The organism is Desulfurococcus sp. (assembly GCA_026626905.1).
Classification (GTDB): Archaea; Thermoproteota; Thermoprotei_A; order Sulfolobales; family Desulfurococcaceae; genus Desulfurococcus.
The window spans coordinates 317,754-341,757 of sequence record JAPNUX010000003.1 but is presented as its reverse complement, the minus strand read 5'-3'; the positions used below and the strand labels follow the sequence as shown (position 1 = coordinate 341,757).

Sequence of the window (24,004 nt, the reverse complement as noted above, 5' to 3'; positions counted from 1 at the left end):
TAGCTGTCTCATGTATAACGGAGTTAGTTTTCAACCCTATTTCTCTTAACTGTCTTTCGATCTCCTCTGCTATGCGAGGGCCGAATTTAGGTAGAGATGCAATCCAGGAAGCAGGCTTCTCAGCTAGATCTTTAAGGTTTTTAACTCCGTGCTCTACTAGTATCCTGGCTCTTACTCTCCCAACCCCCTTCAGGAGGGTTAACTCTAATGCATCCTCTTTTACACCTTTCTCAATTCTCCTCGAGAGGGATTCCAGTGCTTTATAGAAGGCTATGTCGCCTAGAACCCCCTCTATGCGTGAGAGAGCGTGAGCTATCCATGACGCGGTATCAACCATACTGTAGAGGTCCCCGGGGCCAACTTCATACCTCTCTACTATACTATCCTCTGATGCTTCATTAATCCAATCGTAGAGGATCATAGCGTAGACAAATCCTCTAAGCCATTCATCGTAATCACTGAAGCCGGAGGGCCCTGGGATAAACCCTCGCTCAGCCATATCTAGTGCTGTCTCCTCAAGACTACTAGTAATCCATCCATGGATGTATGGAGAACTCCTTGTGAAATCCGGTGTAGTGCATATTACGTGAAGCAGGTATAGTTCTCTCGGCACGCTGGGCTTAAGCCTCCTATACATGCTTACAGTAAGCGGGTCGAGATACGTGAAGGATGTAGTTTTACCAAGCATTGTAGGCTTCAGCAGCCCGGAGGATTCTACCAGCATGCCTAGATCCTCGAGAAGCCCTACAACCTGGGAAACTAGCTTCCCGTTGAGCTTTAAGTCCTCTGAGCGTCTCGCAGAGAATGTAGATGAGAGTATCTCTATTAAATCCTGGATGCTTGAGGCATCCCTTGATGCTACAAGCGAGAGCAGGTGTATTCTCAGCCCTCTCTCGCTGAGTAGTCTACCAGATACAGGCTCTAAAGCACTCTTTATGTAGCGTAAGCCCTCACCAAGGCTTGATGCATCAGGTATAATAGACTCTCCTACCTTATCATACCCTGGTCTACCGGCTCTACCAGCCATCTGCTTGTACTCCGCTATGCTTATATTGACTCTTCTACCCTTCACGGGATCATACCTTTTAATTGATACAACAACTCTTCTAGCAGGTAGGTTAACCCCTGCAGCTAGAGTAGGAGTAGCGTAAACAAGCTTTAGTATCCTCTCCCTGAAGCCTTTCTCAACAACCATGCGGGCAGTACTCGAGAGCCCAGCGTGATGAAATCCAACTCCTCTTCTAACAAGTTTTAATAGAAGGTCTCTCTCCATGGATACCGGGGCTTCCTCAAGCTCTCTAGCTAGGTTTTCGAGTAGACTACTTGAAGGGTTCACAGGAAGGTACCTGGATGCTTCTACAGCGTACTCTTCAACCCTCCTCCTATTATGCACGAAGACTAGTGTCTGCATGTCTAGGTCGAGTACGTTATGGAGTGGCGTGTCTAAGAATAAATCACCTGTTCTATCCGGTACCTCCTCGCCCGCCTCCTCGGGGAATACTATAAGCCTTCTCCTTCTATCTAACACGCCTTCAACTAGTTTAACAGGCCTCCACTCGCTGCTAACAAGAGAAGCATTCAACCACTCAGCTAGCTCACCGGGATTACCGATCGTCGCAGATAAACCAATCAACCTAGTGTTCCCCCTCATGAGTCTCGCAGCAATCACCTCAACTATAGGTCCACGCTCCCAGTCACCAATCAAGTGTACCTCATCTAATACTACAACTCTAACATCCCTAAGCCACCACGGCTTCAACCTCAGAATACTATCAAACCTCTCATACGTCGCGACAATTAAATCATACTCTCCCAGATGCTCAGCCCGCTCATCGTAGTCGCCTGTAGCCACCCCAACCCTAACTCCAACCTCCTCTAGAACCCTGAACTCCCAGTACTTCTCACCCGCCAGCGCTCTAAGAGGCGTTAAATACACTCCCACACCACCATTCAGCCACCCGTATACAAGAGCCAGCTCACCAATAAGAGTCTTACCTGAAGCTGTAGGCGCAGCCACCAGCAGATTCCCACCACCAAACAACCCAGCTCTAACAGCCTCCACCTGAACAGGATTCAACTCACGAATACTCCTCTCCTCCAACAACCTAACATACTCACCAGGAAACCCATAGCCCCTCAAAGCACTAACATTCAAGTACCCCCCGCTCACCACGTATTTAATTAATAAGCTAGATATTTAGGTTGAGAAAGGTGGCTGGAATGTCCAGGAAGATATTCCATGAGCTCCTATCGATCAAGGATGCTGTTAGATTAGTTGAAGAGAAGGTTAAACCAGCTCCAAAAGGCGTCGAGGAAATAGATTTACTGGATGCTGCCGGTAGAATCCTCGCTGAAGACATCTATGCCCCACTCGACTATCCTCCTTTTGATAGAAGTGAAGTAGACGGTTACGCTGTGAGAAGTATTGATGTTGAGTGGGCTGACGAACTCTCACCTGTAGTCCTCAGGGTAGTAGGATTTATAGGAGTTGGTGAGGAGCCTTCAGTAGCGTGCAGTCAGGGTAAAGCTGTAGAGATTGCTACTGGTGCAGTCATACCTAGAGAATGCGATTCTATCGTGATTGAGGAGCACGTTGAGAGAAGTGGTGAGAGTCTCAAAGTATATAGAAGTGTAAGCCCCGGTGAGAACATATCTACTGCTGGAAGCGATATATCAGCAGGAGACCTCGTGCTCTTAAAGGGCACTAAGCTAAGCCACGAGCATATAGCTGTGCTTTCAGGGCTAGGAGTTAAAAAAGTTAAGGTATACGTGAAGCCGAAGGCAGCTGTGTACTCAACCGGCGTGGAGATTACCGAGCCCGGCTTTCCTTTAACTCTCGGTAAAGTCTACGATGTTAATGGAAGACTAATCACATCCTACCTGAGAGAGCTTGGCGTAGACGCTGTGTTCAAAGGGCTTCTCCCAGACGACTACAGTATAGTGAGAGAGGAGATCGAGAAGAGCATAAATGAGTATGATCTAGTTTTAACTAGCGGAGGAACTAGTGCCGGGCTAGGGGACCTGGTATACAGAGTCTTCGAGGACTTGGGTGAAGTGCTAGTTCACGGCTTGAAGACTAAGCCGGGTAAACCTACTGTTATTGCTCTAACATCTAATGGTAAACTCCTTATAGGACTCCCTGGATTCCCTCTCTCATGCTACATGATACTACGAGGAGTGGTTAAACCTATAGTAGCCCGCATGACAGGAGTAAGAGAGATTGAACCTATAGCGGATGCCGTGCTCCCCATGAGAATTAGAAAGCAGGTTGGTAAAGCTTGGTTGATCCCTGTATCACTCGTAGAAGGCCCTCGAGGGTATGCAGCTTACCCTGTATCTTTTAGCAGCGGGAGTATTGCTTCACTAGTATACAGTGACGGGTACATCGAGCTCCCCGAGGACTTGGATTTAGTTGAAGCTGGATCTAGGGTTAAAGTATACTTGTTTAAACCTGTCGAGGTATCAAGTAGACTCAACATTATTGGGAGCAACGACCCCCTCTTAATGGATATACTAAGGGAGGCTGGACTAGCATACAATAGTAGGATACTGAATGTAGGTAGTCTTGCTGGATGGCGTGCCGTAGCCCGTGGTGAAGCTGACATAGCCCCCACACACCTCCTCGACGAGGAGAGCATGGTGTACAATAAGCCATTTCTCAAGCGGTTTAACCTAGAGAGTAAGGCTGTATTAATCAGGGGGTTCGATAGACTAATAGGGTTAGTGGTAGCAAAGGGTAATCCTAAGAGAATTAGTAGCATAGAGGATCTTCTTAGAAGTGATGTGAGAATTGTAAATAGAGTTAAAGGATCAGGTGTAAGAGTATACCTTGACTACATGCTGAAGAAGCTTCTAGCTGAAAAAGGAGTAGAAGCAGACCCAAGTAGAGTTGTAAACGGGTACACGTATGAAGTTAAAACGCATACAGCTGTAGCACTAGCCGTTAAACAGGGTAGAGCTGACGCTGGCATTGCTTCAGGCTACGTAGCTGAAATGTTCAGTTTAGACTTCATACCGTTAACATGGGAGCAGTACGATTTCCTGGTACCCAAGGATAGATTAAGGAAGACTAGTGTAGAGGAGTTTATCAGGGTGTTAAAGAACACGGAGCTAGTGGAGAGATCAATGAGGTATAAAGGCTACTACAGGATCCCCGCGGATATAGGGGAGCCAGTATAATTCAACTCTCACTCCGGATGCCTGAACCCAGTAGTTTCTCAACCTTATAGAGAAACCTGCTTGTCTTGACAGCCTCAGAGCTCACCTCGTATACCCTCCCCTTATACACCACCATGTGTCTTTGAGCAGGGCATCTCCCAGCTATCTTACACACCTCCTCAAGCATCCAGTGGAGTTGAGTACAGTGGAGGCTTCCATCCACAGTTAAAACAGCTATCTCTTCAAAGTCTCCTCTAGCTAGTATTCCAGCTAGCTTAAAGCCTAGCATGTTAACATGCTCTGCTTCCGGGCAGGCTGTTAGAATCGCGTAGCCTTTACTAGACATCTCCTCGACTATCTCTCTATGCTCGGTTTCAATGCATCTACTCATGATAAGCAGCTTCTTATGCTGTCTTAGTATTGAAGCCTTGGCGTTTACGTCTATGAGTCTTGGAAGAATGTACATTATAGAACACCAGTGTATTAATATCGAGCCTGATTTGTTAAATATCTTTCCTAATACATTATTCAAACGGGGCTGTGATGACGGCACTCACAGTAGGATTGCTTCAAGCAGGATTTCCAGGGCTACCCTTAGATAATGCTAGAAAAACTGTTGAGATCGTAAAGAGAAACTATAAGGAGGCTGACATAATAATCCTCCCCGAGTATAGCATGCTGAATCCATTTAGGATAGCTGATCCTGCCGTGGTCTACAATTACTCTGAAACACCTGTATCAAGCAAGTATCTAATGGAGCTTTCAAAGCTAGCTGGTGAGCTAGGTGTCTTTATACTAGCCCACTTCATTGAGAGAACAGATACCCCTCCGTTAACCCTGAGCACGAGTATCATTCTAACTGATAAAGGCGACGCTATACCAGTCTACAGTAAAATGCATCTCTTCGACGCCTACGGCTTTAGAGAGTCAAGCTTCTTCAAGCCGGGTAAGGGGCCTGGTAGAATACTTTCCATAGAGGGTGTTAAGATAGGCTTCACAATATGCTATGATTTAAGATTCCCAGAGTTGTACAGAGTCTACAGCTTAATGGGAAGTGATGTTATAGTAGCTCAGGCAGGATGGGTTAGAGGCCCCTATAAGGAGGAAATACTCGATAAGCTTGCAAGTGTGAGGGCCCATGAGAACACAGTATACTTGATCCTCGTGGATCAAGTTGACGACATGTTTGCTGGGAGAAGCGGCGTCTTCAATCCATGGGGGTACAGAGAGCTTGATCTAGGCTGGAAGGAGGCTTACGTAGAGTACAGGGTTGAGACAGACGTGGTGAACGAGGTTAGAAGAACGCTTCCCGTGGTAGCTCAAGCTAAAGCTAGATGGGAGATAAGACATATAGAGCTATAAGCTATATACTCTTACCTTCTCGAGTACTCTAGGACCCATGCTAACCCCTAGAGTCCTTCTAGTCATCCTGCAGAAACTGCACTCCCTGCTCGATGAGGGCATACCGCAAACCTCACATTTAAGGAGGTTAGAGGACTCTTTTGGTTCAATGTAGTCCTCGATAAGCTTAATGATACTGGAGAATACTGTGAGTTTTGCAGCAGGATTTAAAGCTTGTAGGCTCGCTATGAAGTCTTCAATGCTCTTCTCGACATCACTCTTATGCTTAAAGGGGCAGTTTACCTCGATGTATGGTACCCCGGATAACCTGGCATAAGTCTCAATATCGCTTTTAGATACTAGTATTAGGGGCTTGGCTTTAACCGGTAGGTCATCTAAACGCTGGAGAGGTTTAAGGCTTGCAAGCGATTTGAAGTCCCCTGTATATATGTCTTTAAGCATGTATACTACGATATCATCTAGATGATGCCCTGTGAACAGTGCTGTAAACCCGTTCCTCCAAGCGAAAGCTGTGAAAACGTATCTCTTCACGAGCCCGCAGACACTACAAGGAGGCCTTCTAGCTTTCAACGCAAGCTCTGGTAGAGATACACCAATGAGGTCTCTCAGCCTTAGAATACTACATTGAACATTCATTAAGCTACAGTACTCCTTCACTCTTCCCTCAAGTATATCGCTGAAACCGTTAATCCCGAAGTTCAAGTGTAATCCTGTAATCCTCTCTAAACCTAACTCCTCTCTACGCCTGGTAAGCACTGCGAGAAGACTCATGCTATCCACGCCACCTGATACAGCAACAGCCACTTTATCCCCCGGCTTAACCATCTTAAATCTTCTAATGGTTTCAATGACCCTCTTCTCAAAGTACTCTATGAAGTGCTCTCTACAGAACCATAACTTGCCGAATGAAACCTTGTACTCGGCTTCTCTCCCACACTTTCTACACTTAGCCATTTCAACCCCTCTACCATCTACTTCTCTTCACTCCCTTTCGAATAAGAATTCGTATTGAGTTAGTGGAAGAATTAAGTAGTAGCAGAAGGCACGTAGTCTCGACTTCTAATACTGCCGGGATACTGTTAAGGGCTAGGCTGAGCAGCAGGTTTTAAGATTATTCTTGCATCAACTACCACTGCGCTATCAGGGTATGCTATCACAGGGTTTAAATCCATGGATTCTATCCAGGGGTTTTCAAGTATAAGCTTTGATACTTTTACGATTACATCGGCTAAAGCCTGCTTGTTCACAGGCTTCAAGCCCCTATAGCCTTCGAAGACTCTCGAGGCTTTGAGCTCATTGATCATTTCTAGTGCCTCACTACTCGATACTGGTGCAACCCTGAAGGTTACATCTCTTAGAACTTCCGTGAACACTCCACCTAACCCCAGCATTACTATTCCTCCGAAAGTTCTATCGTTCAGAGCGCCAATTATGACCTCAACACCGGGAGGCATTTGCTTCTGGATTAAGAAGCCTTCTATTCTTGCATGGAGAACTTTCTCCCTAATTCTCCTAGCCATATCCACAACAGCATGGTATACTTCGCTACCACTATTCAATCCCAACACTACTCCGCCTACATCACTCTTATGTGTTATATCAAGTGAAATAATCTTAACTACAACTGGGTAGCCAAGGTTATCTGCTACTTTAACAGCTTCCTCCGGAGTTCTAGCGAAACCGTATGGTGCAATGGGAATACTATAAGATTCTAAGAGCTGGAAGACCTTGATATCCGGGAGCTTCCTACTCCTTGTAAAATCCTCGAGTGAGAGATAGTTGCGGGACTCGAGCATAGCCCTGACTGTACTATGTAGCCGAGACCTTAATAAAAATCAAATTAATTAAAATCATTGAGGTACTACCAGCTACTGATTATAGTTTACTCGTAAACGTATTTGAGTATCTCAATGCTAGCGAATGTTATGAGGGCTACGGTAGATGCTATCAGCCAGTCGCTGAGTATTGGAGGAGCTATCTTAAATAGTGATGCCAGCTGTGGTGTGTAAAGTATTATCAGCTGTAGTATTAGCGAGGCTACTACTGATAGCGTTAGATACTTGTTCTTGAAGATCCCTACTTTCACTGCTGGATGTCTTAGACTTCTTGCTGAGAGGGCTATTAGAAGCTCTGTTACAATAATCGAGGTGAATACTGTTGCCCTTGCCTCAGCCTCATTCTCCCCCATCACGTTGAGACTGAAGTGGAAGCTTGTTGTCAAGAGAACACTAAGTAGTAGTGGAAGGAATACCAGGTACATGAATACTTCACGTTTCGAGAATACCGGTGAGTCCAGTCTACGCGGCGGCCTCTCCATTATATCCGGCTCAGCCGGGTCTACCCCGAGAGCTAGTGCTGGTAGCCCGTCGGTCACTAGGTTTATCCAAAGGTAGTGTATAGCGTAGAATGGGAGGGGTAGTTTGAGGAATGCCGCTAGTAATGGGACTACTATCTCCGCTATATTGCAGCTAAGGAGGTAGGCTAGGTACTTGCGTATATTCTCAAATATAACTCTTCCTTCTCTGACTGCAGCTACTATCGTCGCGAAGTTATCGTCTGCTAGTATCATGTCAGCTGCCTCTTTAGCGACTTCTGTCCCAGTGATACCCATTGCCACTCCTATGTCAGCTGCTTTAAGAGCAGGAGCGTCATTAACACCATCGCCGGTCATAGCGACAACGTGTCCTTTCTTCTTTAACGCTTTAACTATCTTGAGCTTGTGCTCTGGGGAGACTCTAGCATAGACTCTTATATTTTCAGCCTTCTCAACTAGTTCCTCGAAGCTCATAGACTCTAACTCGGCGCCTGTTAGTACTTCATCTCCTTCATTGTATAATCCGAGTTCTCTAGCTATGGCTACAGCTGTAAGCTTGTGGTCGCCGGTTATCATTGCCACTGATATACCTGCTTTCTTGCACTCCTTGATAGCCTCCTTTACTTCCGGCCTCGGGGGGTCCATAAGCCCTACTAACCCGAGGAATACTAGGTTGTTCTCGTGGGCTTCGCTCGGGGAGCTGGCTTCCTCTGCGCTCACCCGCCGGAAGGCGATTGCCAGGTTCCTGTATCCCTGTGAAGCGAGCTCCTCGTTGACTCTAGCTATTTCTGCTTTACTGCTCTCGGTTAACTCTTCGATAACACCATTTCTCATCACGTACTTAGAGAAGCCTAGTATGATTTCAGGTGCTCCCTTCACGAATATATAGTATTCGCCGCTAGGCATTTTATGGTAAGTGCTCATCCGTTTTCTCTCCGAGGAGAATGGTACCTCGCCTACTCTTGGGTAGGCTTCTCTAATCCTCTCTACATCTAAGCCGGCTTTCTCTGCGAGTACTAGTAAGGCACCTTCTGTTGTATCCCCTATGATCATCCTCCTATTATTCTCCACTACTATTCTCGCATCGTTGTTTAATACTCCAGCAAGCAGTAGGAGTTCTAGCTCCTTGAACCCAGCGATATCTACTCTTCTCTCACCGTCAAGTATTTCACCACTAGGCTCGTACCCTGATCCTGTGACCTCTAGTATCCTGCCTGAAACATATATTTTACGGGCGGTCATCTCGCCTTTAGTCATGGTGCCTGTTTTATCTGAGCATATGTAGGTTGCTGAACCAAGGGTTTCAACAGCGGGGAGTCTCGTCACAATAGCATTTCTCTTCGCCATTCTATACATTCCAATAGCTAGAGTACTTGTCACTACTGCTGGGAGTGCTTCTGGTACTGCCGCGACAGCTAGACTTATCGCCCAGAACACCATGTCGAATGGATCGTAGCCCCAGACGAAGACCCCTATGGATGCTACTATCGCGGCTACACTAAGGCTTAACACTGCGAGAAGCTTCCCTATCTGCTCCATTCTAAGCTCAAGTGGAGTCTTCTTCTCCTCGGCTCCTCTAATCTCCTCAGCTATCTTACCTAGCTCGGTTCTGGCACCTGTTGCAACAACTACAGCCTTCCCTTTACCATACGTTACAACTGTTCCAGCGAAGACCATGTTTACCCTATCAGCTAACGGGGTTTCAGGCGGTAGCTTCCCCACGATTTTCTCGACGCTATATGATTCACCAGTTAGAGAAGATTCATCTACCTTCAAGCTCACGGATTCTATTAGGCGGGCATCAGCTGCAACTCTATCACCTGCTTCGAGGAGGAGTATGTCGCCTGGTACTACTTCCCTGGCTTTAACTACAGTGATCTTCCCGTCACGTAGAACTCGAGCTACCGGTGCAGTCATCTTCTTGAGGGCTTCGAGAGCACGCTCAGCCCTATACTCCTGGTAGAAGCCTAGCACAGCGCTAGCTATTACTATCGCTATGATGACAATGGCATCAATTAGTTCACCGATAACCATGGATAATCCAGTAGCGAATAGTAGTAGAATGATTAACGGGCTTTTGAATTGCCCCAGCAGCAGCATCCAGGGTGATACCTTCTCCTCTACAACTATCTCGTTGAAGCCATACTCCCCTAACCTCCTTGCAGCCTCCTCGCTGGACAGTCCCTTAGGCTCAGTCTTCAGCTTCTCGAAGACCTCGCTTAACTCTAGTGAATGCCATTTAACATCCTCAGCCAGGCTCATTTATGCTCACGCTCGTAGAACACTTGATATATGAGTACTCAGCAGGAATAATATTTACTAGGATTCGTAATATTAGAATAAAGCCTCCTAGCTGGAATGCCGCGAGCAATCACAAGCTTCAGCAGTGAATTGCAGGCACCAGTGTATCCAGGTAGTCTACAAGGCTAATCCAAGGTATTCTTTCGCAAGTAGTCCAATAGTGAATGTTGCTAGTGTAGCGAGAAGAGTTAACCAAGCGTACTCCAGGAACAGCTTGTGGAGGCGTGCCCCTGATACTAGCGATACGAATAGTGTTAGAAGGAATAGTACTGTTAGTGTTAGAGTTAGCGAGAGAGGAATAGAGATTAAAGCTGGGAGATTTAAGAGGAACGGTAGTATCGGCCCTAGCGCTCCTAGCATATAGAATACACCAGCGCTCATTGCAGCTCTACCTGGAGAAGCCTCTTGAACTCCTCTCAACGTAAAGTATTTGAGGAGTTCCGGGTTCTCTGAAGCCAGCTTTACTATCAGCGAGGCTTGCTCACTGGTTAATCCCCTTGAAGTTAGATCCTCTCTTATTTTCTCGAGGAATCTAGCTTTATCGACTTCAGCAATAATCTTCTCTTTTAAGACATCGCTTCTAGTAGTTTCATTCTCAGACTTCGTTGAGAGATATGCTCCCACACTCATGCTGAGAGAGCCGGCTATCGATGATATTAATCCAGCTACTCCAGCTATAAGCGGCTGAGTTGCTGTCGCAATACCTATTACTCCAGCCTCAATCTCTATTAATGCATCTATCATCCCGTAAACTGCATCCTTCATGTTCTCGACTTCAAGCCGGTATCCGTGGAGTCTAACGTATAATTCAGCTTCATGAATTACTTCATCTCTTAAAAGCCTGAGAATCTTATCCCTGTGATCCTGGAGTCTAGGGTCTTCTAGAAGACTCCAGTAGCCTACTATAGCCTCTACTTCCGACCTCTCCATTAAAAGTAGAGGTAGCTTATATCCGAATACTCTAGCAATTAGCCTATAGAATTTCTCCTTCAATAAGGCTTTAAAAGGAGTTCTTAAAGGAGGCTTGACGCCCCTCAACGACATTAAATCAGCAAGTATCTTAGCATGCTCCTCCTCCATTAAGGCTAAATCCTCTAGAGTCCTAATCCCGCTCAACTGTGCTAGAAACCTGTAGAGTCTGGCGCTTACAGTTTCATCTATATACTCATCTACTAGGATCTCACGTGGATCGCTCATTAAGGATTCCCTGTCTTCGAATATAGTGGGCTTAACCCTTAATATGCTTTAAGTGTTGACCGCGAAGACCCCTAGAGGCCGAGCAGCCTCATGATCTCGCTTGTTGTCTTCTCATCTATAGCCTCAATGTAGGTATCAATAACTGAGAGAGCACATTCAATGCTCCCGCATTTCTCGATGCTACTTTTAATTCTCTTTAATACTACCACCAGGTAGACTTTAACTTCAGGGTTCATAATTCCACCTTCTATCACGCTCTAATCTCGAGACTTATAAGTAGAGAGTGCAGTGAAAGTGCGATCGCTGTATGCTGTGGAGCCTGAAACTACCTCCTATTTCCAAAATAGAAAACTTATTTAACCCTGTTTCCAAAATAGAAATGGGATCTATATGAGCCAGAATAAAGTTGTAAGCTTTAGGCTACTCGAGAAGCTAGCCTTCAGTATAGCGAGATTTATTACTAGGAAGAAGCCTAGTCAGGGATCTATTCATTTAGCTGAAATGAGCTGTAAAAGCGTGATCAAGGAGTTAGAGGAGCTAGCCGTATTAATAGACACCTATAGGAAATGCCCGTTCTGCAGCTACACTCCCGGCCCCCGCTCGTGGAGGCATGCTCTCTATCTTCACTTAACTAAAACACACCTTGCTGAACTAGAGGAAGTGGCAGTTGCATGCATTGAGTAGTCTAATCGGGAAAGCAGTAAATCAACCTTCACGACTCTAATTATAGTAGGGTTAAAGCTAGAAGCCCGACTGCTAGTTGAAGTAGAGCTATGAAGAATACAACGTCAACTTCTCGTGCACAACCTTTCACTTTTTTAACGACTATAAGGGCTAGATGTGTTAGACTGTACACTCTACTATAAGGTGGATCCAGGCATCCGGAGGGGCGTGGTATCCCGAAGTTCTCTTTGTATACATGGTCGCGCAGTCCTCTCAGGAATAAAGCTAGCTCAATGAAGTATAGTGTAAACATGGCGAGACCAAACTTCTCGAAGTTCCCGTATATCACTAGAGATGCATAGAAGGCTCCGAAGCCGTAAGTAAAAGTATTCCCGGGGAAGACTTTAGCAGGATACCAGTTGTAGTAGAGGAAGAACAGTATTGATGCAGCCATTACTAGTAGCAGTGGCACCACGACTGTAATACCCTTCTTAATAGCGAAGACTAAGGTGAGAAGTGTTATCAGTAGGGCTTGGAGGCCTTCAAGCCCGTTGTATCCGGCAATCATGTTGAACGCGTTACTGGCTCCCATAACACCTAGCGGGACAACTAGTAGCGGGTAGAGTACTCCTAGGTCCACGGCACCCATTAAAGGTATCTCCATCGTGGAATGCCCTTCTCTTATAACTACTATGGGGAGCGATATAGGTATCGTCAGCATTACTCTCGTAATCTTTCTTAACCCCTTCTTCCACCCTAGCATATCATCCATTAAGCCTAGGAGGCCGGCGAGTAGGAGGACCTGTGAGATAGCAAAGTAAGTGTAGAACCCGTTATAGTCTTCCGTGTATGTTTCAACTGCCACGTAGGTTAGTATCCCGAAGACTGCTCCAAGGATAACCCATATACCGCCAGCCTCTACGACACGTACATCTCCAGGTTTATTCATATCTCTACCTGTGAAGCCTAGTTTACTACCCGTTGAAATCCACCATTTAAGGAGAATTCTAGTTGTAAGCGCGGATACTGTAATTGGGGCAAGATAGCTTATAACGCTATAGAGTGACCCCGGATCCACTGTTTGCACCCTGTAGTCATCGTTCCGTTAACGCCCTAGGCTACGAATACAGTAGCATGAGCTTTTAATCATTGCGAGTAGATTTCAGCTTGCACTTGAAGCTTTAAGGATCCTCATTATCTATTAACATCCATGAAGTTTAAACTAGCTGTAATATAACATTGAAATTCAAGGATTATTTGGATTGAGTTAAGTTGGATGCTATTTTTCCGATTCATTGCTCTGCCAGGGTGTATTGAAGAGGATGTATATCTCTTCTGCCCTCTTCTCTCCTATACCCTCAACGCTTAGTAGCTCGTGTTTAGAGGCGTTTGCTAGATTCCTGAGAGTCTTAAACTTCTCGAGGAGTCTTCGAGCTAGTACAGGGCCTACCACGCCTTCAGCAACATACAGTATTCTCTCCTGTAGATTCATAGGCTTCTTTTCAACCCTCATTCTGAAAACCTGCTTGCTCTCAGTTCTACCCAGGCTTTTAGCTTTAGCTATGATCCAGGCGATAGTAGCATCTTTGCTTGGAGTATTGAGCACGGGTATACCCATGTCGAGTATCAGGGAGTCGAGTACTCTGAGTATACTCTGGATCCTCCAGCCCCGGTACTTCTCAAGGCTACTGATGCATCCTTCAACTACTAGTAGGGGTTGATGCCCATCTCTACGGGCTTCTTCGAGGAGTAGCCTGCTCTGCTCCCATATCCTATTGTCTTTCACGCTGTTAGCGAGGTCATCAATGCTCTTTCTTTCAATTAGAATAGACTTCTTTTCAGGAGGCGCCATTAAGAGGAAATCTCCTGCTTGAAGCTCTCTTACAGCTACTTTTAACCCTTCTCTAATGAACGCCTCCCTGAACTCCGGGTGCTTGCTGTTCTCTCTCGAATCTATTACCACGTCAACCGGTGCAAGTAGTTTAATACTCATCTAGAGGTATACCCTCAGCTTAATCTCATCGTACCCCGGTTAGCTTCCTGTAGAGTGATATTGCTCTTGGATAATCCTCTCCAGGTGATACCCTAGCCGCTAAATCATAGAAGCCGGCTATGGCGTGAGAGATTAGTGGATGCTTGCCTTTAGCGAGCAGCGTGTACGATATAACCCTGTAGTCTTTGGCTGCACCAGCTACAGTGAATCTCGGCTTCCCCCCAGTCCTCTCAGCTCTCTCAAGGTACCTCTTAATTATACTTCCAAACCAGAGTGTGCTGGCTATATCCTCGAAGATCTTTACATCAACATTATATAGGTCTAGCAGGATGAGGGATTCTGCTAGAACGGCTGGCATTGAAAGCCCTATGTTATTTAGCGATAGCTTTAATGCCATAGCCTTGGGGACCCTGCCCACCCAGAATACTCTAGAAGAATAGAGTGATGCAGTCCTCTCAGCTATCAGTCTTGCCTCCTCATCTCCTGCCAGCATTGATATCAGGTTGCATGATGATGCCTCATCAGTACTCCCGTAGACAGGGGATTCAACGTATACTCCACCGTTGTTTTTAACTACCTCATAGAGGGTAAGGCTGGTTTCAGGGCTTATAGTTGAAGAATTCACTAGAAGCTTAATCTCCTTGAGAGACCCATTGGATATCAGCATCCTCGTAAAGTCTAGTACAGCGTTGTCATCGAAGAGAAACATTACTGCTGCATCAATATCTCTTAGCCCCCCTAGATTCTCAACAACACTGCACTCTACCTCAGAGCAGAGAGCCCTAGCTTTCTCAACACTCCTATTATACACGTAGACTTCAATCTTCTTCGAGGATAGACATTTAGCTAGTGAAGACCCCATTAAGCCTGCTCCTGCAACAAGTATCCTCGATACCAAAACTCACACCTAACACCAAGATTAGGTGTTATTCAGGTTAAATAGTGATCGTATTGCAGGTGCTTTAAGCCTGAGTCCTAGCCTTCAATCTCCTCATACTCCTCAGTGATCACCGGCGTATACTTCTCAGGGTGTTCCACTCCATCAGGACAACCCTTACCATGCCTTAACGGCTTCCCCACTCTGCTTAAGAGTACAATACGGCTTGGAATAGACTCGCTTAGAACCTCGTATCCTGTTAGCTCGGAGAGCTTCCCTGCAACCACCCTGATATCGTTGTGTGACGGCATGTTGCTTCTCGTTAGCCTCTCTCTGCTCCCACCGATATGCATGTAGGCTTTAACCTCTATGTACCATGGCTGAGCAGTCTCAACGAACCTTGCGAAACCCTTAAGGGCTTCCTCGTGGTCGTTGAACCCCTTTACAATCGTAAACCTGAATACCGTGGGTGATTTAAAGCTCGGCACTAGTTTTAACGTCTCGTTGAATAACTCCCAGGCTCTAGGTACAAGCGGGCGGTTGAAGTACTCGTAGCTCTTCTTATCCCATGCTTCTATGCTAATATAGAGCTGGCTTGGCTCCGTCTCCAGGTTCCTCAGTGTGTCGGGTCTTGTACCATGCGTTACAAGGAATGTTGTTATATTCCTCTTATGGTATTCTTCTATTAGCTCGCCGAGCCTCGGGTAGAGCAGGGGCTCGCCTGCTAGACTTATAGCTGCATGCCTAGGCTCCATCGCCTCCATAACTCTCACTTGATCCGCCTTCGGGTTCCCCTTGAAGCCAGCCATGATCTCCCTGTGAACCTTAATACTCTCCTCAACCAGCACCTCGGGGTCATCGACTACAGGTGGACGTGTTTCATCCCAGTGCATTCCTACGTCCTCAGGCTGTAGTCTCCAGCAGTGAAGGCATCTATTCCAACACCATGCTACGACAGGAGTCATCTGAATGCATCTATGGCTCTCTATACCATACCATAGGCACTTATAACAATATCTATTTCTCAGGACAGCTTCCTTAGTCCAGTGACACCTCTTCACAGCCCCGATCGTGCCTATAATATGGTAGCCTTGCTTAACAAGCCTCTCGTACATAGCTTTGTAGACAGGGTTACTGCTCCAGAAGTCCTCTCTCTTCCTCCTTACTAAACTCCACTCAAGGGTCAAGCCGACCACTCCTCAAGTCCCACTAGATACTTTAACAGTGTTATAAATGAGATGGCATTTAATACCTCATAGCCTAATTCTATAGATTCTGATGATGAGCGAACCCGTGACGGAATAGTGAAGAGGGTTGGCGTTGCTGAAACCTAAGGGAGGGTTACTTTATGCCTAAGAAGTACACTGTAACCCTAGTCAATAATGATAACGTAGACTTAGAGGTGCTTGCACGTGAAAAAGACCTCGTAGTACTCAGGGATTCAGAGGGGAGAATATACAGGGTTAGAATCCTAAAGGAGAGCGACGGAAGGTACATTCTATTCGTTGACGACAAGCCTGTATCAGTAGGAATAGTCGGCAAGAGGATCTACGTTAACTTGGAATCTATTTTCGTCAGGAAGATCAAGGAGAAAGCTGAGCAAGCGAAAATAGAGAAGGAGGTAGAGAAGACTAAGAGTATAGAGCTGGAGGTAGAAGAGGAGGGAGTAATTAAAACCCCGGTGAGTGGCAGGGTGGCTGATGTCAGAGTAACTCCAGGTCAGAGTGTTAACGAAGGGGATGTAATAGCAGTCTTAGAATCCATGAAGATGTTCATAGAAGTGAAGTCCCCGTATAGAGGAGTAGTTGAAGCCGTGTACGTTAAACCCGGCGGCTCTGTCAGTAAGGATGGAAGACTAGTGAAGATTAAGGTTGAAAAAAGCAGAGGTTAGAGCGGGATATTACCATGCTTTCTCGGAAGAGGCCCCAGGTACTCCTCGCGCTTTCCTCTCAGGAATTTTAATGCCTCGTAGATCTTTAATCTTGTTAACGCTGGATCTATTATGTCGTCAATATATCCTAGCTCGGCTGCCCTGAACGGATTTGCAAATGTCTCTCTGTACTCAGCTATCTTCCTGCTGAGAACTTCCTCAGGGTTAGAGGCGGTTGCAACCTCCTTCCTGTAGAGTATTCTCGCGGCTGCATCAGGCCCCATCACAGCTATTTCGGCTGTAGGCCACGCGAAATTAATATCACTGCCCAGTGAGAGACTCCCCATCGCTATGTATGCACCACCATAGGCCTTCCTCATTATCAGCGTTATCTTGGGTACTGTTGCCTCAGCGTAAGCGTAGAGGATTTTTGCTCCATGTCTTATTATACCCATATGCTCCTGGTCGATTCCAGGCATGAAGCCTGGTGTATCCACGAGTGTCACAATAGGTATATTGAATGCATTACAGAATCTCACAAATCTAGCTATCTTAACACTTGCATCTATATCTATGGCTCCAGCATTAACAGCCGGCTGATTAGCAATAATACAAGTAGTGTAGCCTCCAATCCTCCCGAATCCTATTACAGCTGATCTGCCGAAGTGCTCGTGTACCTCCAGGAATTCTCCTTCATCAACCACCAGGCTTATCACTTTCTTAACATCGAAGGGCTTGAAGGGGTCTGTCGGCACTATCTCGTAGACTTCATCTATTCTCCTATCCACAGGGTCCTCGGTAGCAACAAACGGCGGCTCCTCCATGTTATTGCTAGGTAGGTATGAGAGAAGTCTTCTAGTCAAGGCTAGAGCTGAATCCTCATCTTCCACAATAAAGTGGGCTACCCCGCTCTTCGATGCGTGAACCTCAGCTCCGCCGAGCTGCTCGAAGGTTACATCAGCACCAATTGCTGCTTTAACCGCTTCAGGCCCTGTTATGAACATGTAGGAGGATTTAACCATTATGACGAAGTCCATGAGGGCTGGACTATAGGAGGCTGCACCAGCACAGGGCCCCATCATGACGGCGATCTGAGGTATGACACCGCTGGCTTTCACATTAGCGTAGAATATCCTGCCACTGCTGTGAAGAGCTGCAACTCCCTCCTGTATTCGTGCCCCTCCTGAATCGTAGAGGCCTATCACGGGGGCCCCGGTTTCAATAGCCTTCTCTATTAACCTGGCTATTTTATCCCCGTGCACCTCGCCGATGCTTCCCCCGAGAACTGTGAAATCCTGGGCGTAAACGTAGACTGGTCTTCCATCAATGGTTCCAAAACCTGTTACCACTCCATCCCCATAGTACTTTAGCTTATCCATACCGAAGTAAGTCGATCTATGTAGTCTCATCCATTGGAGCTCTGTGAAAGAGCCTGGGTCTAGTAGTCTTTCAAGTCTATCTCGAACCCAGAGCTTGCCTTTCTGCCTCTGCTGCTCTATTCTATCTCTGCCTCCGCCTTCAATAGACTTCTGCCTGTACTCTTCAACCTTCTTTATAAGGCTCTCATGGCTCAATGCTACTTCAGCCTCCTGAGTACTGATACAGCTGCTATAGTGCTAATACCCCCTATGTTGTGAGTTAAAGCTATACTGGGATCAGTGGCTTTAAAGCCTGGGAAGTCTCCTCTCAACTGCATGGTAGCCTCTACAACCTGGTATACTCCTGTAGCTCCAACTGGATGCCCCCTTGCTTTCAACCCGCCGCTGAAGTTTACCTCTGGTTTATCACCCTTCTGGAACCTACCTTCCTTGAATAGCTTCGGGGCTTCTCCTTTAGGAGCGAAGCCTATATCTTCTAGTGATGCGTATGCTGTTATATGGAATGCATCATGTATCTCAGCATAGTCTACATCCTTAAGGCTTACCCCAGCTATTTTTAAGGCCTCCTGAGTAGCCTTCACTGTTGACTCCATTACTAGAATATTGTTCCTCGATGCTAAATCAACGCTATCTGTTGCTACTCCGACTCCAGCTAGCTCCACAAGGGTATCCTTGCCGGCTGCTCTAGCTATTTCACGGGCTTTCTCCTCGCCTCTTACAAGTATTAGTGCTGCTGCACCATCGCCTATAGGGGAGGCATGGAACAGTCTTATAGGATCAGCGATCAAGGGACTGCTGAGGATCTCCTGCATTGATGTCTTCCTAGGTAGCTGAGCGTAGGGGTTGAAGCTAGCGTACTCGTGCATTTTAAGCGGCCAGTAGGATAGATCTTCATCATTGTAGCCGAAGAGCTGCATGTAAAGCCTGGCCACCATGGCATTCAAGCCTGTAAAGGTAGCGCCATAGAAGACCTCGAAGTCGGCGTCTGCTGCTTGAGCTAGAGCACGCGTAGCATACTCTGTTGTCGATTCAGTCAGCTTTTCAACCCCGCCTACAGCAACAACATCAGCTATCCCAGACTTAACTAGAGCGTAGCCTGTGTAGATAGCTACACCGCCACTACCACATGCAGCCTCAACTTTAAATGCCGGTATACCTCTTAAGCCAGAGTAGTCTGCGAGAAGGGCACCCAAGCTATCCTGACCCATAAGAACACTCGACGTCATATTGCCTACGATAAGAGCTCTAGGCTTAACACCTCCAGCATCCTCAATAGCCTTCTTTAACGCCTGAGAGAAGAGCTCCCGCGCTGAGAGTTCAAAATGCCTTCCAATCTTTGTTGCTCCAACTCCAACAACGAATACTTTATCCATTACTCACACCCTTACCTGGCAACACGTAGTCTAAAGGATTAATGCTACTTCTAGTTTAAAACGACTCTCGAAGTTATATGCCTCTCTACATACCACAGTAATCCCGCTATACTACAAAACACGCTTTTAGAATAAAGAAGCTGAGGATACTGTTAGCGCAGAGGGATCCCGAGGGGTGGAGTCTCCTCACTACTTCGGCATTGAAGTCTTCGGTCATCCCTAAAGATACATTTGTAGACAAAAAGGGTTTAATATAGGTGTGCTGGAGGGATTACTCGACGAGCATGGAGCCGGCTTGCTAGTTGTAGTTGATGAGGCCTGCATCATGAAGCTGGCTTAGAGTTGCAACTAGTGGAGCAATAACTTCTTTAAGCTCCACGCCAACGTTTACACTTATAGACTCAGCTAGCTCGCCTACTGTATGCTCGCCATCACACATAGCCCACACGTAGTATGCTAGAGGCGAGAGCTCGTATACTTCCTCCCCTAACGCTACATAGAATCTCTCATCTTCCTCTCCAATGAGTTCTCCGTTTCTCATAGGCTTGCTGTCCTTTAATGCATTATATGTAGCATTAATTTCATTACTATTATTCTCGCTGCTCAAACCTAGAGTACCTCCTGCCGCTTCTTCTACCCTCCCCTCTGAAAGGCCTCCCATATCCACGAGAGCCGGGAGGCGCCTGGGGATATTGATCCGGTATTTCCTCAGCCCGTGGTACAGCGGTGTCTTCAACTTTCGCTATCTCACTGGATTTACCTATATTCAACTGCACTCTACCCTTAAACTCTGTTGTCCAAGCACCTTGAATTTCAACTGCATCGCCCTCATGTAGCGTGCCGGCTTTTTCTCCCCATAGAGTTGCCTCTACTTTTCCTGTTCCATCGCCGAGTACAGCGTTGCTTATTGTTCTAGGGCCTTTCTTAGTACCTATGACTTTAGGTGATTCGGCTTTAACTACTCTGGCTTTCACAGTTACTTTCTCCATTCTAGGTTTAAGATCTATTATGTTTACAGGAGGGGTTTCCTCCTTACCTTGATTCGAGCTCATTACGTATTCGACTCCTACATTTGGTTACGAACGAGCAGGCTCATGTGAAGACAGGTTTTTAAACTTTACGCATCCGCTCTCTGGATCCAAATTGGCTCGAACCCGGATTCCTCTAGAATCTCATAGAGTACGTGGAGGCATTCATCGAGTATACCTGTACAGGCGTAGAGGTGCGATCTATCACCAGGCTTATCAGTACATCCAAACCCCTCGATACCATTAAACTTCTCGCTTAGTATGAATGATAGAGTAGACTCGCAGTCACCCCCAGTATACTTAACCATGAAGAACCCAATGGCTTCTACACTTGAATTCACGGTTAGCAAGTCAATATGCCATTTCAGCTTCTTGGAAGGTGAGAGGTGGCGTAGAACTCTATGAATAACATCACAGGAGCCTCTCGCAGACCCAACATAGAAGTAGGCTCCTGGAGCTAGTTCCAGATAGCCTTTTTTGAAGGCTATTCTTATGGGTGATTGAATCCTTGAGACTAGAATGTAGCATGATTTAAGATAGCTGTTAAGATCTATGAGTGAATACTTCACCCACTGCTTCACCTACTTCGACTAGAAAGACTTCCAGGAAGGGTTTTGCCACTCCGCGTATTAAGTGGCCTGCTACAGTCCTACCCTGTAGTCCAGCTACTACGTGCAGGTGCACGCTTACTTTTCCCTCTCTTACAAGATAGTTTCCCTGTAGTGATGCAACCTCGATTACAGTGTTTTCAGGCTGTAAATGCTCCTCGAGATATCTGTCTTCAGCCATATTGTAGAATCCAATGATAGCCTCTCGGAGGCCCCCTATACCAGTTATAAACCCTCCGTTTAAGCCATTGCTTTTAATTATATTCTTCAACTCTTCGTGGACGTCTCTACCTTCATTTATCTTAACGGGTAGCAGTTTCACGGATACCCCTCCTGGTTCACCCTGATATATTAGGAGGTTCGAGTATTATATACTAAGCGGTGATGAAACCCGGTTTCATCGGAGCTGCGTGAAGAGGAGTTACTCAACTGACGATTTTTAGATCGAGGTGTCCCTCTATGGAGGATTCAAGTGGAATAAACCAGCTTATAAGTAGACTCAACACGCTGGCCAGCGAGCTTGAAAAACCATTTGTTGGTAGAAGCGAGGAGGCCAGACTCCTAGTTCTCTCACTTCTCTCAGGCGAACACGTGATAATGATCGGCGAGCCGGGTACAGCTAAGTCAGCTCTCGCTCGAAGACTCGCTGATCTAGTGGAAGCTAGGTTCTTCAAGTACATGCTTACAAGGTTTACAGAGCCTGATGAGCTCTTCGGCCCCTTGGATATAAATGCCTTGAGAGAAGGTAAATACGTAAGGGTTACCCACGGGAAACTCCCTGAGGCTGACATAGCTTTCATAGATGAAATCTTCAATGCTAACTCAGCTGTCCTCAACATGCTTTTAACACTCATGAATGAGAGGGTTGTTTACGACGGATACTCGGAGCTGAAGATACCATTGCTAACACTTATATCAGCAAGCAACAATATACCAGATGAACCAGAGCTCCAAGCAATCTACGATCGATTCCTACTCCGCCACTTCGTGAAACCTGTAAGTGAAAACCTGTGGAGAGAGCTTTTAGAGGCTTCATGGCTTATTGAGCAGGGAGTTCACGGAGAGGTTAAACCCGTTTTAAGCATTAGTGAAGTTAAGAAGGCAAGTCTACTCATATTTAAAGTGGATGTATGGAGCGTGAGGGAGAAGCTGTTAAGACTCTACGCTATACTCGAGGATCAAGGAGTCCACTTAACTGATCGAAGAAAGGGGAAAGCGCTGAAGGTAATAGCTTCAAACGCTCTCCTCAACGGCAGGTTGAAGGCTACTGAAGAAGACTTATATATTTTAAAGTACGTTGCACCACGCGACCATGAGGAAATGGAGAAAGTGCTAGCAGTACTCCTCGATGAAGTAGAAGCTAGAGAGAAGCACTTACGCGAGCTGAATGAAATTGAAGCCAACATAATGGAAGCCCGAGACTACATTCTAAGAAGCAATGAACTCGACCCGAGGCTCCTCGACTACCTTAGAGGTTTTGAAACCCTAAAGGATAAACTAGAGAGGCTGGCTCGTGATTCAAGTGACGACACTGTTAGAAGACGTGCTATTGAAGTACTAGGCGAGCTTAATGAAGCAATGGATCTAATAAGGAGGAAGCTAGTAATATGAGTGTAGTCAGCGTGAAGGGGCTCCTTAAAGGAGTAAACTACGATGACCCGGTTGTAAAGTATAGAGGCGAGAAGGTTAAGCGGCTAGCCGAAAAGCTTGCTGGAGGAAAACTCAAGCTATCTAGTAGTCTCGCATCAGATGTATTCTACATGTTTTATCTACCGATCCCTATTCTCAGAGAAGATAATGATGGATCAAGCCGGGACCACCTAATCCTTAAAGCTCTAAGTGAGTCTCCTAGCTTTAAAGCTGTGAGAACTAAAACTGTGATGGATACTCTTATAAGCAGTCTTGCAGCAAGCATATTCCTCTCGCAGGTTAAGCTACTCGAGGAAAAAACCTCAAGGAGTAGAGAGGCAGTGGAAAACAACGGGGATTCAAGCATTAAAGAGATAGTTGAGAAAGCCCTTACTCAGGTAGGAATTGATGTGGAGAACGCTAGAAGACTTAAATTAATAGCTGAAGGACTAGAGCCTGGTTCAACAAGCAGGCTGTCATTCGACGAAGATCTCCTCGAGGTGATCCAGCTAGCTAGAGATGTAGATGTAAGGAGAATCCTCGAGATATTGAGAGGCTTAAAGCCCTGGGATATTAAAGCAGTAAGGAAGAAGAGTAGATTCAAGCGTGGAGAGATACTCGGCTACGAGTACGGAAGGGATTTTGAGAGAATGGTACCATCAAACCTAGCACTTCCTGACGAGATCTTCTACACTCGATTCGCCCAAAAGAGATTGCTCCTCTACGAGAAGGCGGTTGAGGAAGCTCTCGGCCCTCTCTACGTCCTCCTCGATAAAAGCGGAAGCATGGATGGTACTAAGATAACGTGGGCTAAGGCTGTAGCGATCAGTTTATACCTCAAGGCAGTGAAATCCAACCGCGAGTTCTACTTGAGGTTCTTTGATAGTCAACCATATATTCTAGTTAAGGCTGGTAGATCTGTAAATCCTAGTGAAGCAATAAAGCTTATGAGTTTCGTGGCGAGGGTTAGAGGTGCTGGAGGTACAGATATCTCGCGGGCTATTATAACAGCATGCACGGATATCAGGTCAGGTAAAGTCAACAGGAGGTCAGATATAGTATTGATCACTGATGGAATAGATAGAGTGAATGAGAACATTATTAGATACAACTTGAAGAAGGCTGACTCAAAGCTGATTACTGTAATGATCATGGGAGATAATGATAGCTTAAGAAGCCTATCCTACAGGTATATGAGGGTAGAGAAACTTGATAGGGAAGGCGTGCTAAGAGTAGTAGAATTCGATTAAGG

At 46.1% G+C, this 24,004-nt stretch carries 23 protein-coding genes; 6 read left to right on the top strand and 17 right to left on the bottom strand.

Going from position 1 to position 24,004, the window contains the following annotated elements; genetic code table 11:
• Positions 1-2,155, bottom strand: a 2,155-nt coding sequence (locus tag OWQ48_03785) for a DEAD/DEAH box helicase (GenBank protein MCY0868337.1), incomplete at its 3' end; no start/stop codon positions are given.
• Positions 2,156-2,220: 65 nt separating this feature from the next.
• On the opposite strand from OWQ48_03785, the gene OWQ48_03780 reads away from it, so the two are divergent.
• Entirely contained in the window at positions 2,221-4,179 is a 1,959-nt protein-coding gene (locus tag OWQ48_03780) for a molybdopterin biosynthesis protein (protein MCY0868336.1), read from the top strand.
• Position 4,180: 1 nt separating this feature from the next.
• Here the strand turns inward: OWQ48_03780 and OWQ48_03775 are convergent, their stop codons facing one another.
• The gene (locus tag OWQ48_03775; protein MCY0868335.1) at positions 4,181-4,624 is read right to left on the bottom strand and encodes a 4Fe-4S ferredoxin; all 444 of its coding nucleotides are present in this window, start codon (positions 4,622-4,624) and stop codon (positions 4,181-4,183) included.
• Between the two features lie 77 nt (positions 4,625-4,701).
• On the opposite strand from OWQ48_03775, the gene OWQ48_03770 reads away from it, so the two are divergent.
• Positions 4,702-5,520, top strand: a complete 819-nt coding sequence (locus OWQ48_03770) for a nitrilase (GenBank protein ID MCY0868334.1) — start codon at positions 4,702-4,704, stop codon at positions 5,518-5,520.
• Here OWQ48_03770 and OWQ48_03765 read toward each other — a convergent pair.
• From OWQ48_03765 to OWQ48_03745, 5 genes are all read right to left on the bottom strand, one after another.
• Positions 5,515-6,474: an ATPase gene (locus OWQ48_03765; protein MCY0868333.1), complete on the bottom strand. Its 960-nt coding sequence runs from the start codon at positions 6,472-6,474 to the stop codon at positions 5,515-5,517. The two genes, OWQ48_03770 and OWQ48_03765, sit on opposite strands and share 6 nt — an antisense overlap.
• A gap of 125 nt (positions 6,475-6,599) precedes the next feature.
• A complete protein-coding gene (locus tag OWQ48_03760; GenBank protein ID MCY0868332.1) occupies positions 6,600-7,316 on the bottom strand; it encodes an acetate--CoA ligase family protein in 717 nt (238 codons plus the stop codon).
• A gap of 86 nt (positions 7,317-7,402) precedes the next feature.
• On the bottom strand, positions 7,403-10,096 hold the full coding sequence (locus OWQ48_03755; GenBank protein MCY0868331.1) for a cation-translocating P-type ATPase: 2,694 nt from the start codon (positions 10,094-10,096) through the stop codon (positions 7,403-7,405).
• 156 nt (positions 10,097-10,252) lie between these two features.
• Entirely contained in the window at positions 10,253-11,332 is a 1,080-nt protein-coding gene (locus OWQ48_03750; protein ID MCY0868330.1) for a VIT1/CCC1 transporter family protein, read from the bottom strand.
• 71 nt (positions 11,333-11,403) lie between these two features.
• The gene (locus OWQ48_03745) at positions 11,404-11,568 is read right to left on the bottom strand and encodes a hypothetical protein (protein MCY0868329.1); all 165 of its coding nucleotides are present in this window, start codon (positions 11,566-11,568) and stop codon (positions 11,404-11,406) included.
• Between the two features lie 154 nt (positions 11,569-11,722).
• Here OWQ48_03745 and OWQ48_03740 point away from each other — a divergent pair, with 154 nt between their 5' ends.
• Positions 11,723-12,016, top strand: coding sequence for a hypothetical protein (locus tag OWQ48_03740; GenBank protein ID MCY0868328.1), 294 nt, complete (start codon positions 11,723-11,725; stop codon positions 12,014-12,016).
• Positions 12,017-12,056: 40 nt separating this feature from the next.
• Here OWQ48_03740 and OWQ48_03735 read toward each other — a convergent pair whose 3' ends face one another.
• From OWQ48_03735 to twy1, 4 genes are all read right to left on the bottom strand, one after another.
• Positions 12,057-13,073 carry a glycosyl transferase family 4 gene (locus OWQ48_03735; protein MCY0868327.1) on the bottom strand — a complete coding sequence of 339 codons (1,017 nt, stop codon included), beginning with the start codon at positions 13,071-13,073 and terminating at the stop codon, positions 12,057-12,059.
• Between the two features lie 201 nt (positions 13,074-13,274).
• Positions 13,275-13,988: a helix-hairpin-helix domain-containing protein gene (locus OWQ48_03730; protein ID MCY0868326.1), complete on the bottom strand. Its 714-nt coding sequence runs from the start codon at positions 13,986-13,988 to the stop codon at positions 13,275-13,277.
• 25 nt (positions 13,989-14,013) lie between these two features.
• Complete coding sequence (locus OWQ48_03725; protein MCY0868325.1) at positions 14,014-14,886, bottom strand: NAD(P)-binding domain-containing protein; 873 nt, start codon at positions 14,884-14,886, stop codon at positions 14,014-14,016.
• A gap of 77 nt (positions 14,887-14,963) precedes the next feature.
• A complete protein-coding gene (gene twy1, locus OWQ48_03720; GenBank protein ID MCY0868324.1) occupies positions 14,964-16,052 on the bottom strand; it encodes a 4-demethylwyosine synthase TYW1 in 1,089 nt (362 codons plus the stop codon).
• 161 nt (positions 16,053-16,213) lie between these two features.
• On the opposite strand from twy1, the gene OWQ48_03715 reads away from it, so the two are divergent.
• Complete coding sequence (locus OWQ48_03715; protein ID MCY0868323.1) at positions 16,214-16,756, top strand: biotin/lipoyl-binding protein; 543 nt, start codon at positions 16,214-16,216, stop codon at positions 16,754-16,756.
• On the opposite strand, the gene OWQ48_03710 is transcribed toward OWQ48_03715, so the two are convergent.
• From OWQ48_03710 to OWQ48_03685, 6 genes are all read right to left on the bottom strand, one after another.
• The gene (locus OWQ48_03710; GenBank protein MCY0868322.1) at positions 16,753-18,309 is read right to left on the bottom strand and encodes an acyl-CoA carboxylase subunit beta; all 1,557 of its coding nucleotides are present in this window, start codon (positions 18,307-18,309) and stop codon (positions 16,753-16,755) included. The two genes, OWQ48_03715 and OWQ48_03710, sit on opposite strands and share 4 nt — an antisense overlap.
• A gap of 2 nt (positions 18,310-18,311) precedes the next feature.
• Positions 18,312-19,487 (bottom strand): thiolase domain-containing protein, encoded by a 1,176-nt coding sequence (locus tag OWQ48_03705; GenBank protein ID MCY0868321.1) that lies wholly within the window; start codon positions 19,485-19,487, stop codon positions 18,312-18,314.
• Positions 19,488-19,785: 298 nt separating this feature from the next.
• On the bottom strand, positions 19,786-20,094 hold the full coding sequence (locus OWQ48_03700; protein MCY0868320.1) for a PqqD family protein: 309 nt from the start codon (positions 20,092-20,094) through the stop codon (positions 19,786-19,788).
• Positions 20,078-20,539 carry an OB-fold nucleic acid binding domain-containing protein gene (locus OWQ48_03695; GenBank protein ID MCY0868319.1) on the bottom strand — a complete coding sequence of 154 codons (462 nt, stop codon included), beginning with the start codon at positions 20,537-20,539 and terminating at the stop codon, positions 20,078-20,080. The genes OWQ48_03700 and OWQ48_03695 overlap by 17 nt, the downstream gene beginning before the upstream one ends.
• Before the next feature lie 65 nt (positions 20,540-20,604).
• On the bottom strand, positions 20,605-21,084 hold the full coding sequence (locus tag OWQ48_03690) for a GIY-YIG nuclease family protein (GenBank protein MCY0868318.1): 480 nt from the start codon (positions 21,082-21,084) through the stop codon (positions 20,605-20,607).
• Complete coding sequence (locus OWQ48_03685) at positions 21,059-21,445, bottom strand: DNA-binding protein (protein MCY0868317.1); 387 nt, start codon at positions 21,443-21,445, stop codon at positions 21,059-21,061. Before OWQ48_03685 ends, OWQ48_03690 begins: the two co-directional genes overlap by 26 nt.
• Before the next feature lie 137 nt (positions 21,446-21,582).
• Here OWQ48_03685 and OWQ48_03680 point away from each other — a divergent pair, with 137 nt between their 5' ends.
• Positions 21,583-22,734 (top strand): AAA family ATPase, encoded by a 1,152-nt coding sequence (locus OWQ48_03680; GenBank protein MCY0868316.1) that lies wholly within the window; start codon positions 21,583-21,585, stop codon positions 22,732-22,734.
• Complete coding sequence (locus tag OWQ48_03675) at positions 22,731-24,002, top strand: VWA domain-containing protein (protein ID MCY0868315.1); 1,272 nt, start codon at positions 22,731-22,733, stop codon at positions 24,000-24,002. The genes OWQ48_03680 and OWQ48_03675 overlap by 4 nt, the downstream gene beginning before the upstream one ends.
• Positions 24,003-24,004: the final 2 nt, after the last annotated feature.

What these genes read in the sequence shown, in the direction of transcription:
- OWQ48_03705 (MCY0868321.1), bottom strand. Translation starts at nt 19,487, where the DNA reads ATGGATAAAGTATTCGTTGTTGGAGTTGGAGCAACAAAGATTGGAAGG.
- OWQ48_03730 (MCY0868326.1), bottom strand. Translation starts at nt 13,988, where the DNA reads ATGAGTATTAAACTACTTGCACCGGTTGACGTGGTAATAGATTCGAGA.
- OWQ48_03755 (MCY0868331.1), bottom strand. Translation starts at nt 10,096, where the DNA reads ATGAGCCTGGCTGAGGATGTTAAATGGCATTCACTAGAGTTAAGCGAG.
- OWQ48_03770 (MCY0868334.1), top strand. Translation starts at nt 4,702, where the DNA reads ATGACGGCACTCACAGTAGGATTGCTTCAAGCAGGATTTCCAGGGCTA.
- OWQ48_03695 (MCY0868319.1), bottom strand. Translation starts at nt 20,539, where the DNA reads ATGAGCTCGAATCAAGGTAAGGAGGAAACCCCTCCTGTAAACATAATA.
- OWQ48_03780 (MCY0868336.1), top strand. Translation starts at nt 2,221, where the DNA reads ATGTCCAGGAAGATATTCCATGAGCTCCTATCGATCAAGGATGCTGTT.
- OWQ48_03750 (MCY0868330.1), bottom strand. Translation starts at nt 11,332, where the DNA reads ATGAGCGATCCACGTGAGATCCTAGTAGATGAGTATATAGATGAAACT.
- OWQ48_03760 (MCY0868332.1), bottom strand. Translation starts at nt 7,316, where the DNA reads ATGCTCGAGTCCCGCAACTATCTCTCACTCGAGGATTTTACAAGGAGT.
- OWQ48_03715 (MCY0868323.1), top strand. Translation starts at nt 16,214, where the DNA reads ATGCCTAAGAAGTACACTGTAACCCTAGTCAATAATGATAACGTAGAC.
- OWQ48_03775 (MCY0868335.1), bottom strand. Translation starts at nt 4,624, where the DNA reads ATGTACATTCTTCCAAGACTCATAGACGTAAACGCCAAGGCTTCAATA.
- OWQ48_03740 (MCY0868328.1), top strand. Translation starts at nt 11,723, where the DNA reads ATGAGCCAGAATAAAGTTGTAAGCTTTAGGCTACTCGAGAAGCTAGCC.
- OWQ48_03765 (MCY0868333.1), bottom strand. Translation starts at nt 6,474, where the DNA reads ATGGCTAAGTGTAGAAAGTGTGGGAGAGAAGCCGAGTACAAGGTTTCA.
- OWQ48_03675 (MCY0868315.1), top strand. Translation starts at nt 22,731, where the DNA reads ATGAGTGTAGTCAGCGTGAAGGGGCTCCTTAAAGGAGTAAACTACGAT.
- OWQ48_03745 (MCY0868329.1), bottom strand. Translation starts at nt 11,568, where the DNA reads ATGAACCCTGAAGTTAAAGTCTACCTGGTGGTAGTATTAAAGAGAATT.
- OWQ48_03680 (MCY0868316.1), top strand. Translation starts at nt 21,583, where the DNA reads ATGGAGGATTCAAGTGGAATAAACCAGCTTATAAGTAGACTCAACACG.